Source organism: Paenibacillus sp. M-152 (genome assembly GCF_003856555.1).
Classification (GTDB): Bacteria; Bacillota; Bacilli; order Paenibacillales; family Paenibacillaceae; genus Paenibacillus; species Paenibacillus polymyxa_C.
Genome location: NZ_CP034141.1, coordinates 3552641 through 3565030 on the forward strand (window position 1 = coordinate 3552641; position 12390 = coordinate 3565030).

A 12390-nucleotide genomic window follows, 5' to 3' on the forward strand; every position below is an offset into this window, starting at 1 on the left:
CACAAAGGAGCCATTACCCGTGTTTTGAAATATGACCGGGAAGAGGCTCCTTTCTTACTTTCATTAAATTACTTCACCTGCCAGTAAGTGGTGCTTATTTCATGGCGTACATGGTATCTTTCATCAATTGATACTTACTATACTGCTGCTGGTAAGAAGTGATACTCCATTTGTGGAAAAAAGCTTCTCCTGCCTGCACACCGGAAGCATATAACAAATCACTTTGCTCTAGTGAAATGCTGAATTGTGCTGTGCGGATACCTAAAGTTGGAATTTTAATGGTCCGATACCGATTCTCCTGCTCAATATACCGTTCATCATGTGCCGATAGCATTGTATCAAAAATAGCCTGCAGCATGGTCAATGGGCCTCGTATATAAGAAACTTTGGTCTCCGTCCCTGTTTTGCCCACCATTTGAAACCCTACCGTTGGAATCGTTTTGGCCTCACGTTCATTTACAGGCTCATCAAAAAGCCACAAAGGCAAATTACTGAGCAAGGCCCCGTCAACTACAAATACAAATTGCTGGGAAAAGGTTTTTCCCTTGGCAAGTGCAGAATCAAGTCTTAACATAACAGGATCAAAAAAATAAGGGATACTGGTGCTCATCCGAATGGCCTTGGCTACCTCCAGCGAAGAGGGGTTTATACCAAAACGTTTGATGTCCTCAGGAAGCACCAAAATGCGTCCATTCGTAATGTCTGATGCAATAATGCGCAGCTTGCCAGGAGGTAGATCCGCGAACGTACGCACTCCTTTAGCTCGTAACAGCTCGCGTACCCAATGCTCCAGTGCCTCCCCTGAGTAGAGCCCTTTTTTAAGAAAGATACGTGCTGCTGGCCCAACCCACTTAATGTTGAATACTGGAGAACGTCGTAACAACTTGACCAAGGGGGTTTTCTCAATTACGGCTTTCATTTCATCCGCCGTATATCCCGCAGCCAATAAAGCAGCTACAATAGCACCTGATGATGTACCTGCCAAACGATTGAATACAATATCATGATCCTCGGCAGCCTTAACTGCACCCGCCAGCGATATTCCCTTAACCCCTCCACCCTGGAACACAGCATTGATCAGCATAGATCAAAAAACCTCCGTTCTCTTGGGAGTAAGCAGTTCTACTGCTTATCTATGAGAACGGAGGTCCATATAGAACCTAAATGATCCAATTTATATCATAATTTATAATAATTTTGAAGAAGTTGAATGAGTCCGTATGGATTTTTGCGCAAATGCTGTGCACTAAAATAAATATCCCCTTTAACCTGTTTATAATTCTCGTTCAGTTCAAGCTGCTTAATTAACTCTTGAGCTGATTGCCACCCTTTTTCAGGGGTGCCGATTTTATAAGGTGAATGACCGATATACAGCTTAACATCTGAATTTTTGACCTCATTGGACCACCATGCGACAAGCTTGTCATATCCAGCCGCTGGGAAACCGATACTCCAGTAAATTTGTGGAGCTACATAATCAATCCATTCTTTGTTAATCCAGGTTCTTACATCCGCAAATGTCGTGTCATATGCAGTAACGCCTGCCTTGGTGTCTGAACCCGTTATATCCTGAGACTTGTTGCGCCACACCCCAAAAGGACTAATCCCGAATTGAACTTTCGACTTGCTGGCATGAATGCTTTTGCCCAAATCGCGAACAAAACTATTCACATTATCTCTCCGCCAGTCACCTTTGTTAGAGATTTTGTTGGCGTTATATGCTTTGAAGGTCGCATCATCATCAAAAGTCCCGCTGTAAGGATAAAAATAATCGTCCAAATGGACACCGTCAATATCGTATCCGTTTACGACTTCCATAATCGCAGCAATGACATGCTGACGTGCAGCAGGAATTCCAGGATTGATGTACAACTGGCTACCATTCTTAACAATCCAATCCGGGTGCTGATTAGCTACATGGTTTGCTGCCAAACCGCTAGTTGTTCCTGTAGAATTCGCACGGAACGGATTAAACCAGGCATGAAATTCCATCCCCCGCTTGTGTGATTCGCTAATCATAAATTTCAACGGATCATAGCCTGGATTTTTACCCTGGGTATTTGTTAAATACTTGCTCCATGGCACAAGATCAGACGGATAGAGCGCATCACCGCTGGCACGAACCTGAACGAATACTGCATTAATTCCCATGCCCTGCAGATCATCGAGCATTTTTGTAAACTCTTGCTTTTGCTTCTCGGAGCTGCTTCGGGCAGCCGAAGAAGGCCAATCTCCATTAATGGTGGAAATCCATGCTCCTCGCATAGAGGTTGTAGCCTTTACCTGAGCCACATTTCCCTGGGAGGAACCTGAGCTGTCCTCATTAGTAGATGTGGAAGATGAGTTGGCTACGTCCTGTCCATCATCTTTAACTCCCTGATCCGTGCTTACACTTTCCTGATTGCCAAACGCTGATGTATCTGATGATGAGCTACTGCTTCCCACAGCAGAAGTGTTCCCACTAGTAGAGGCACCTTCTTTACCACTGCTTAACGTAATGACCCGTTCTGAGGCTTGCCAGTCTACCTTTAAGCCCAACTCTTCCCCAACAAAACGCAACGGTACCATGACTCTCCCACTTGACATACGCGCAGATGCGTCCAAGCGAACCGACTTACCATTCACAGTAGCGCTTTGTGCACCATTATCCATAGATATATTTTTGTTCTGTGCTGTAATCGTTACCGTACCAGACGATGCCGACCAGTTAACCTGAGCGCCTAATCCCTCACTAATCACTCGCAAAGGAACCATCGTGACATTCGCTCCCTGTACAATGTACGGTGATGCATCACTTTGCAGGGACTGTCCGTCCAATATAATCTCAATCTCACCAGTTGGTGCCGCTTGAACTCCAGGCACGATGGCAGTCTGTACTGCTAAGAGTAGACCCGCAACCATGAGCCCTATTTTCTTCCGATTCATATCTTTATAATCCTCCGCTACCCCTGTTAATTTTAACCCCTATCTTGTCCTGCTATATAATGGGTAGACGCTATTAACCGGATATTTGTTGCGGTCAGGACAAATAAAAAAAGCATCGTCCGTAAGGACAGATGCTTTTAGGAATCTCCACTTAATTCCTTGTGTATGTCATGAAGCTGGCGCAAGCGATCTTCATCCCGGCGGAAATATTCAACCAATGTCTCGATACGGGTGATGGAATCCCAGCTCAAATGGTGTTCAATACCTTCCACATCTTTATATATCAGGTCCTTGTCAACCCCAATCATATCCAGAAATTGCTCTAGTAACTGGTGGCGGTCAACCAACCGTTTGCCGACCTTTTTCCCTTTTGGTGTCAAAATCAGTCCCCGATACTTCTCATATACAAGATAATCGTCCTTATCCAACTTCTGAATCATCTTGGTGACGGACGAAGGATGCACTTCCAAACCTTCTGCGATATCCGAGACACGAGCATATCCCTTCTCATCGATCAGTTGGTAAATGCGCTCCAAATAATCTTCCATGCTTGGCGTTGGCACTTGTTTCCCTCTTTTCTGTTATTGAACGGGCGCTTACCGCCTTCATTTCCTGCATTAAACCTACTATGTAATGATACATGTTATCATCGCTCATTGGCAAGTCTCGTCCCTCCACTCACATCTATTGCCACGATTTGTTCAATTTAAGCAGGGTACACTAATGTTGTCGCCCCTGTCTCGTTGCTTTCTGCGGAGATACTTTAGAGTTGGACACCAGAGCACAGAGGATTTATTTCGAAAGGAGCGTTAGCCATGTCTACGCTTGAGCGTACTCCTGTCCAAACCAGAGGAACCAAGCCATTCATGCCTGATCTGGTGTTTTTTGAGCCAGACGCACTAAATTATCCCAAAGGCCAGCGTATTATGGATTGGGTCAAAGCTAAGGATATTCCGTATCGTATGACGACCTCTCACAACCGAATTACCAATTTACCAGGTGAAACTGAAGTTGAAAAGTACCGAATGGCAAAAAAGACACTGGTTGTCGGAATCCGTAAAACATTAACTTTTGACCAATCCAAACCCTCTGCCGAATATGCCATCCCTATTTCGACCGGCTGCATGGGGCACTGTCACTACTGTTATTTACAAACAACCTTGGGAGCGAAACCGTATATTCGCATCTATGTCAACACTGACGACATCATATCAGCAGCTAAAGGCTATATCGATGAGCGAGTGCCTGAAATTACTCGTTTTGAAGCAGCTTGTACCTCTGATCCGGTTGGTTTGGAGCATATCACCGGATCGCTTGGAGACTTGATTCGTTTCATGGCAGATGAGGAATTTGGCCGACTTCGTTTTGTTACCAAATATCATCATGTGGATCCATTGCTGGATATTAAACATAATGGTCATACTCGCATCCGCTTTAGCATTAATTCCGATTATGTTATTAAACAGTTTGAACCTGCAACTTCGCGCTTCGAGGAACGTATTGAAGCAGCGGGCAAAATCGCACGGGCTGGTTATCCGCTGGGATTCATCATTGCACCCATCATTTGGTATGACGGCTGGGAAGCTGGTTACGGAGAGCTTCTGCGTAGATTGGGAGAAACCTTGCCCCAGCATGCTACAAAGGATCTGACATTCGAACTAATTCAGCATCGCTTTACCAAAACATCCAAAGCGGTTATCGAGAAGCGTTACCCGAAAACCAAACTGGAAATGGACATAGAGAAACGCAAGAAAAAATGGGGCCGCTGGGGACAGAATAAATATGTTTATCCCGATGAACAGCAAAATGCACTGCGGGAATTTATCACTGAACGCATTTTTGAACATTTTCCTTTAAGTCGTATTGAATATTTCACATAACTAGCATCCAATCCGGGGTAATCCGTTGTAAAAAAAGCGTTACATCTGTCATATGATCCGTTACCAACAAAACGCCGGTGATCACAAGTAACATGCCACCTATTTGGAGAAGTATGGAAGTATAACGGGACGATAACTTAACAGAGCCTGCCAGCAAAGCCAATACAAAAAACGGAATCGCAAAACCAAGCGCGTAGCCAGTAATCAACTTGAACCACATGTGATGCTCTACCGCTGCCAAAGCGATAATAGCTGTTAGCATAGGACCGATACAGGGAGACCAGCCTGCCGCAAACCCAATTCCGATTACAAAGGAACCGGCGTATCCGGCAGGCTTCCATGTCCAGCGCAGCTTATGCTCTCTCATTAGAAACAATGGACGGACGAAACCAAGAGATACCAGACCCATGAGTATAATAAGCAGCCCTGCTACGATTCTTAGCGTATCCCCATAATTGGCAAACCATTCTCCAAGTAACCCGACACTTGCCCCCAGTGAATAGAAAACAACCGAAAAGCCTAATACAAAAGCAAGCGTGTGCCCCATCGTACGATAGCGAATTTCTGCCTTGTGCCGTCCTTCAGCCAGTTCACGTGCCGACATTCCTGTTATATACGATAAAAATGATGGATATAGTGGCAAGCAGCACGGTGAAAAAAAAGAAACCAGTCCGGCAACGATTGCCAACCCGGCGTTGACATCTGACATCATTATTTCCTCCCACCTGTCTTAGTGAACACGCAGAGCAGATACAAGCCCTGCCTACTAAAACATACGTGTAGACAGAGAAAAATATGATGCAAGCCAAAAAGCGTATGCCTGGGGAGAATAACACCCAAGCATACGCTTTTTACGTTCTTTTATTTTATATAGCCTCTTATTTTACAATCGCACCATTCGGCATACCTTCCGGTACAGTGGCCAATGTAAGCTGATCCCCATGTGATGCTGCCAAAATCATACCCTGCGACAGCTCACCCCGAAGTTTTACTGGCTTAAGATTGGTCACACAGATCACCTTACGCCCAATGATATCTTCAGGGGTATAAAATTTTGCAATTCCCGACACCACCTGCCGCTGCTCATAGCCAAGATCGAGCTGTAGCTTTAACAGTTTATCAGCCTTCTTCACAGGCTCACAGGCAACAACCTGAGCAACGCGCAGCTCTACCTTGGCAAAATCCTCAATGCCAATCTCTTCTTTCGCTTCTGGTGCTTCCTGGCTCGCCTCAGATGCATTCAGCGGTTGAGCTTGTGTCGCAGCTTCCTCCAGTTTCTTACCTCCAGTCATTGCTTCTACAATAAAAGCAACCTCTTGCTCAGAGTCCAGACGAGGGAAGATCGGATTCCCTTTAACCAACTGCGTTCCTTCTGGAATACGCCCAAATTGCTTACCGCTATCCCATGTAGTCAGCTCTCCTTGACGAATACCGAGTTGTTCCCAAATTTGGTGAGGCGCACGTGTCAAGAAAGGCTGAAGTAAAATGGAAGCAATACGCAAGCTTTCTACCAAATGCACCATAACAGATGCCAATTCGCTACGTTTTGCCTCATCCTTAGCCAGACTCCACGGTTGAGTCTCGTCAATATACTTGTTGCTGCGGCTAATAAATTGGCTAATCGCCGTTAAAGCCACGGAAAATTCCATATTTTCCATAGCTTCTTCAACTTTACTATAAGTCGATGTTGCCATATCTACCAAAGTTGCGTCGAATGAGGTAACATTGGCTTCATAAGCGGGAACTTTACCGTCAAAATATTTGTCTACCATCGCTACAGTACGATTCAACAAGTTGCCCAGATCATTGGCCAAATCTGAATTTACACGATCTACAAAACTTTCAGGTGTGAATGTTCCATCCGCTCCAAATGGCACCTCGCGCAGCAAGTAGTACCGAAGTTGATCCAGACCATAACGGTCAATCAACGTTACCGGGTCTACCACATTGCCTTTAGATTTCGACATTTTACCATCTTTCATGAGTAACCAACCATGTGCAAATACTTTTTTAGGCAACGGAAGATCCAGTGCCATCAGCATGATTGGCCAATATATCGTGTGGAATCGTACAATCTCTTTACCTACGATATGCACATTTGCTGGCCAAAATTTATCGTACAGCTCAGTATTAGAAGAGCCATACCCCAAGGCTGTGATGTAGTTGGAAAGTGCGTCAATCCACACGTATACGACATGCTTCGGGTCCCCCTTAACCTTAACTCCCCAATCAAACGTTGTACGGGAAACAGCCAGATCCTCTAGCCCCGGCTTGATGAAGTTGTTAATCATTTCTTTTTTCCGGGATTCCGGTTGGATAAACTGCGGGTTCTCTTCATAAAATTGCAGCAACCGATCAGCATACTTGCTCATGCGGAAAAAGTAGCTCTCTTCCTTGACTAGTTCTACAGGGTGTCCACTATCTGGGCTCTTACCTCCAGTGACATTGCCTTCAGCGTCCTTCACTACGTCAACGAGTTGAGTTTCTGTGTAGTAAGTCTCGTCAGGAATGCTGTACCAACCTTCATATTCTCCCTTGTAAATATCGCCTTGTTTTAATAAACGATCAAAGATTTCCTGTACGACAGCCTTATGACGTTCCTCCGTAGTACGGATAAAATCGTCATTGGAAATGTCAAGCTTCCGCCACAGGTCTTGGATACCTGCCACAATGTCATCTACGAAACGTTGCGGCGTTTTCCCAGCTGCACTTGCCTTTTGCTCAATCTTCTGACCATGCTCATCCGTTCCTGTCAAATAACGAACCTCATAGCCCCGTAGCCTCTTATAGCGAGCCATCGCATCACCCGCTACCGTCGTGTAGGCATGACCTATATGGAGCTTGTCACTGGGATAATAGATCGGTGTTGTAATGTAAAATGTGTTCTCACTAGACATGTATGTTCCTCCTGTTTTGTTCACGGCTGCAAAAGATTTGCTACCATGATAGGTACTCCAATTCATGAATTAGACACAAATTGGCACAAAAAAGACCCCCGTCCCTATGGGACGAGAGTCACCTCACGCGTTACCACCCAAATTCCCTGTACCCTCGCAGAATACAGGCTTCACCGGTCACATCTGACCGCCCATTAACGCTGGATCACGCCTCCTCCTTACGATTGCCTCTTAAACACAGCTTCACTATGGCAAATACGCTCGAAAAAGGTTCCTCCAGGACCATATTCAGGCTTCACTCCAGACCGGTTTTCAGCTAACTCCGGCTCTCTGTACTGGACGACTTACCTTACTCATCCCTTCACAGGAAAACAATATTAACCAAAATATAACCAAATCGGCACGGCGCTGTCAAGTCAGACCCTTCTCGGTATGGGTAGCCAAACGATCTTTGTCAGACTTATCTACCCCTTTTTTTGCAGGAGGGACCAAATCTACGCCGCCGGGATGAAATGGATGGCATTTAGCTATTCGCTTTGCAGCCAGCCATGAGCCTTTGAGTGCACCATGCACTTCTACCGCCTCCAGCGCGTACGCCGAACACGTCGGATAGAACCTGCAGGTAGCAGGTTTTAATGGTGAAATGTATGCACGATAAAACTGAATCGGAGCCTGTACCACTCTACGTGTGGTGATTTTCATTTCAGTAGCCTCCGTGGCTGTGAGTGTGACTGCTCGTCTGTCTGAAACCCCCATCCGAATTACTTTCAGTATGCCCATTCTTCTGCTGGCAGTCTTTGCAATAACCAAAAATTTCAAACTTATGCTCAACGATTTGGAATTGATCTGTCGGATCTGTCATTTGCATTGGACAAAAAGAAATCGGCAATGTTTTCTGACAACTCAAGCAAATCATATGGTGGTGGTGGTGATGTTCATTACAGCTCACCTTGAACTTCATTCCATCCTCAAAAGATACCTGCTCCAGTACACCCAATTCCTGCATTACACGCAGATTGCGATAAACTGTATCAAAGCTAAGTCCGCTGTACTTCTTACCCATATATTCATAAACGTCTTTGGGGGACAGATACCCTTCATTCTCGGAAAATAACGTGGCCAACGTCTTGCGCTGATCTGTAATACGCAGCCCTTGAGCGGACATCGTTGCGATAATCTCATCCTTTGTCAGCATGCGTTTCACCCTCCCCTGTCTATAGTTTCAGGTTTTCTGATGCAGGCTTAGGCTTGCATCTATTCATTATACCACGATTAAAGTCAATATTATAAGAGATATTCGTGCTACTCATAAGAAAAAGACGTTCTCCAGTGCTGCAACCAAGTTCGCAACGGGAGAACGCCTATATTCTGCAAGTGACATCGACTTTTAAAACGGTGAATGATGAGACTCAAGTGGTCTAAGCCGGTAAACAGCACCGGTTATTTCAAATTAATTTTTAATAGCTGGTAAAGGCATAACTACTACGGAAACTGGAAGATTACTACCAGCAGCTGCAGTGAAATACATCTCTACACTTTCCTCAATATGACCTGTACGATACAGTACACTCATTTCATTCGGAGCCCATACAGAACCATTTGTCGGTATACCCACAACCTGATTGTTAACCATCGCATAGCCGGAATATTCGCCTCCCCGCGGGTTAAACGTAATCAGTGAATATGGCGCTACATGGTCCAACTTAACCTTATATACAACACCAAAGTTACCGGCATTGGAAGCAGAAGAACCGTCCAGACCGTCGGTACCAATCAGGTTCGGGTCTACCTTATTATCACCAAGAACGATACGTTGAGCTGTTTTACCAACCTCTTCGGTATAATTGAGTGAAATATCCGAATTTGCGTACGTTCCACGGTTATGAATACCGTCCTTAGGCAGTTTTGCCAGAGTAGGCAACGCAGTCAACGGATCTACATTTGCATCCAGCACAACCACCGTATATTGAATAGGTTGATCCGTATACAAATCAGATAACAAAGAAATAACTTGTTTTTGCTTGATTTTTTGCGCGTTCAAATCTTCCAAAATAACACGGCTTTCGCCTGGGTTCAGAACCGTGCTGGAACGTTTGCTTCCGTCCAGCATAGATTGAAAATACCGTTGAATCGAAACTTTACCCGCAGCTGTGGCAAATTCAGATGGTCCAGCAAAACCGGAATTTTCAACATTTATGTTGGTTGGAGCAAGATTGTTGTTCGTCGCAATCACGTACATCTTCACATCTCGACCTGTTTCATTGACATGATGGACAAGAATACGCGTACTGCCTGAGCCTGTTTCCTGATACACGATACCATCCTGGAACACACGCTCTGGGCTGTTAGCACGAATCAGAAGACGTGGTGAAGAAGTGCTTGTCACTGGAATAGTGGCCATAGCAGGCACCTGACTGCCATCTACACTGTATTTATCGCCATATGGCGTGAAAATTTTATTGAAATCATCTTCGTTGTACAGCAGTTCATTTGTAATTTTAATTGTTTCACTTTTGGTACCTGTTGCGCCATGCTTATCAGTCACGGTCAGTTTAATTGTTACATCACCTGGTTGGAAGAAGGCAAGTTTCTTGTTCTCCCAATCACGCTTAGTGATAGCATTCTCATCGTCAGTACTCAGGTCGGTAATGGTGATTTTTTCACCCATCTTGTACTCTTTTTTATCTGTTGTAAACAGAGCCACTGGCGGCTGGTTTGGTGGTCTTACTGTAATTGTTACTGAGTAAGGATCACTCCAGTTCCCAGCAGAGTCAAGAACGGAATAGGTAACTACATATGTACCCGGCTCCTGAAATACGTCCTGCTTCCCTTCCCAACGTTGATTTACAATCGGAAGACCTGTAGGAGAAGATTCCTTGGTCAAATACGTAACTTGGGTTTCACCCGCGTAGATATCCTTTTGTTGAACCGTAAAAGAAGCTTTTGGTTTCTGATTCAAATCCATGATAACTTGTTTAGTTGTATTATTCACGGTATAAGGAATATTTAAGGCCTGTGTAATCGAGGTCAACGGCACCATAAATACGTTCTTTTGCTGGAAAGCCGGCCCCTTCATTTGTCTAGCTTCACCATTAACCGTATAAACCTTGCTGTCTGTTTTGAAGCGTAGAACATTCGTTCCTTGGGTGATTACGGTTTCTTTAGTGGCAGTGTCATAGCTAAACTGCAATCCGACACGACTGACAAGAGAACGGATAGCTACATAGGAAACTCCGTCTTTGACTGTCATCGGCTGAGTTGCTGTATATACCTGTCCGTTTTGTTCCATTTTAGCACTGTTCAAATACAAAATCAGTTGATTCGCATTCATGGATGTTGGAGCTCCACCAGGATTGGTAATCGTTCCGTCTCCACCGTATACATCATTGGTTACGTTCGATCCGTTAGTAGTATCTGTAGGCAGACCAGTCAATGGATCATTGGATACACCTGTGTTATTAGGTGTTACCGTATTATTTTGTGTGCTTATTCCATCTTGATCTCCGATACTATTCTGAACGCCGGAATCAGCAACATTGGTCTGAGCCTGCTGTGCGCTAACCGAATCGGTGGATTGAACAGTTGTTGATGCTGCTTCTGCTCCTACAGGGGCTACTGCAGCCACCTGAGATACCGCCAGGACGGTGAGCATGGTCCATTTCTTGAAATTCATTGTCTGTCTCCTTCTATCCCCAAATTATTATCATTCCCGTGAAAAGTCATACTATTAGACGCGACAGTTGTCAAAAAGTTTCTGGAAATTTTGACGATCATGAAAAAAAGGGAACATTCTCCTGTGATTGCAAAAATTCAACAACAAAAAACCGCCGTCCATCTGATCTGATGTGGCGGCGGCTTCATAACCTGAAAGTAGTTCTGATCCATTTACATTATGATGGACGACAGGCAGTATTCGTTCCTGCAGTCTCCAGACGACCCTCTTCAATGAGTCGATAAGCGCGTTGAACTTCTTCATCTGTAGGGGACGGAACTCCCTCCAGCGGATACGCCTTACCGAGCATTTCCCATTTATAAACACCCATTTGATGGTAAGGTAAAATTTCGAATTTTTCGACTCCGTTCAACGTTCCAATGAACCGTCCCAAATTTAGTAGATCTTGCTCGTCATCATGAATACCCGGTACAAATACGTGTCTAATCCACATCTTGCGCCCTTGCTCAGACAACCATCGGGCCGTACTTAACATACGGTCGTTAGACTTGCCTGTAAGCTTAATATGCTTGTCGTTATCGATGTGCTTAATATCTAGTAGTACCAAATCCGTTACGTCCAGCAGATCATGGATACGACCTGCATCATTAAAGCCGTTACTGTCCAATGTCGTGTGCAAATTCCAGCGACGTTTCACTTCTTTGAACAGCTCTGCTACAAAATGAGCTTGCAATGTCGGTTCTCCACCGGATACGGTTAATCCGCCTCCTGAAGAACGGTAATAGGCTAAATATGGCTCAATCTCAGCCAATACTTCTTCTAACGTCATCGGGTTACCTTCATTCAAGGCCCAAGTGTCCGGATTATGGCAATATTGACATTTTAACAAGCATCCTTGCATAAAGAGCACGAAGCGGATGCCGGGACCATCGACGGTCCCGAAGGTTTCCAATGAGTGTATGTGACCTTTCAACATGTTGCATCATCCTTCCCGCATCCGCTATGCGTGCGTCAG

Annotated in this window: 10 protein-coding genes; 1 reads left to right on the forward strand and 9 read right to left on the reverse strand. The window is 44.8% G+C overall.

Going from position 1 to position 12390, the window contains the following annotated elements; translation table 11 throughout:
* Positions 1-94: 94 nt before the first annotated feature.
* The 3 genes from EGM68_RS15590 to mntR form a co-directional block, all read right to left on the reverse strand.
* Positions 95-1084 (reverse strand): patatin-like phospholipase family protein, encoded by a 990-nt coding sequence (locus EGM68_RS15590; protein ID WP_013371795.1) that lies wholly within the window; start codon positions 1082-1084, stop codon positions 95-97.
* A gap of 95 nt (positions 1085-1179) precedes the next feature.
* On the reverse strand, positions 1180-2925 hold the full coding sequence (locus EGM68_RS15595; RefSeq protein WP_129549535.1) for a family 10 glycosylhydrolase: 1746 nt from the start codon (positions 2923-2925) through the stop codon (positions 1180-1182).
* 137 nt (positions 2926-3062) lie between these two features.
* The gene (mntR, locus tag EGM68_RS15600; RefSeq protein WP_007430946.1) at positions 3063-3488 is read right to left on the reverse strand and encodes a transcriptional regulator MntR; all 426 of its coding nucleotides are present in this window, start codon (positions 3486-3488) and stop codon (positions 3063-3065) included.
* Positions 3489-3740: 252 nt separating this feature from the next.
* Here mntR and splB point away from each other — a divergent pair, with 252 nt between their 5' ends.
* Positions 3741-4805 (forward strand): spore photoproduct lyase, encoded by a 1065-nt coding sequence (gene splB, locus EGM68_RS15605; RefSeq protein ID WP_025675003.1) that lies wholly within the window; start codon positions 3741-3743, stop codon positions 4803-4805.
* Here the strand turns inward: splB and EGM68_RS15610 are convergent.
* The 6 genes from EGM68_RS15610 to pflA all read right to left on the reverse strand — a co-directional run bounded on the left by EGM68_RS15610 (position 4798) and on the right by pflA (position 12351).
* Entirely contained in the window at positions 4798-5514 is a 717-nt protein-coding gene (locus tag EGM68_RS15610; RefSeq protein ID WP_165264103.1) for a cytochrome c biogenesis CcdA family protein, read from the reverse strand. The genes splB and EGM68_RS15610 overlap by 8 nt on opposite strands.
* A 169-nt stretch (positions 5515-5683) precedes the next feature.
* On the reverse strand, positions 5684-7702 hold the full coding sequence (gene metG / locus EGM68_RS15615; RefSeq protein ID WP_129549537.1) for a methionine--tRNA ligase: 2019 nt from the start codon (positions 7700-7702) through the stop codon (positions 5684-5686).
* 411 nt (positions 7703-8113) lie between these two features.
* Positions 8114-8404, reverse strand: coding sequence for a membrane protein insertion efficiency factor YidD (gene yidD / locus EGM68_RS15620; RefSeq protein ID WP_013371800.1), 291 nt, complete (start codon positions 8402-8404; stop codon positions 8114-8116).
* 1 nt (position 8405) lies between these two features.
* The gene (locus EGM68_RS15625) at positions 8406-8897 is read right to left on the reverse strand and encodes a Fur family transcriptional regulator (RefSeq protein ID WP_013371801.1); all 492 of its coding nucleotides are present in this window, start codon (positions 8895-8897) and stop codon (positions 8406-8408) included.
* Positions 8898-9152: 255 nt separating this feature from the next.
* Positions 9153-11375 carry a copper amine oxidase N-terminal domain-containing protein gene (locus EGM68_RS15630; protein WP_129549538.1) on the reverse strand — a complete coding sequence of 741 codons (2223 nt, stop codon included), beginning with the start codon at positions 11373-11375 and terminating at the stop codon, positions 9153-9155.
* 217 nt (positions 11376-11592) lie between these two features.
* Positions 11593-12351: a pyruvate formate-lyase-activating protein gene (gene pflA / locus EGM68_RS15635; RefSeq protein WP_013371803.1), complete on the reverse strand. Its 759-nt coding sequence runs from the start codon at positions 12349-12351 to the stop codon at positions 11593-11595.
* Positions 12352-12390: the final 39 nt, after the last annotated feature.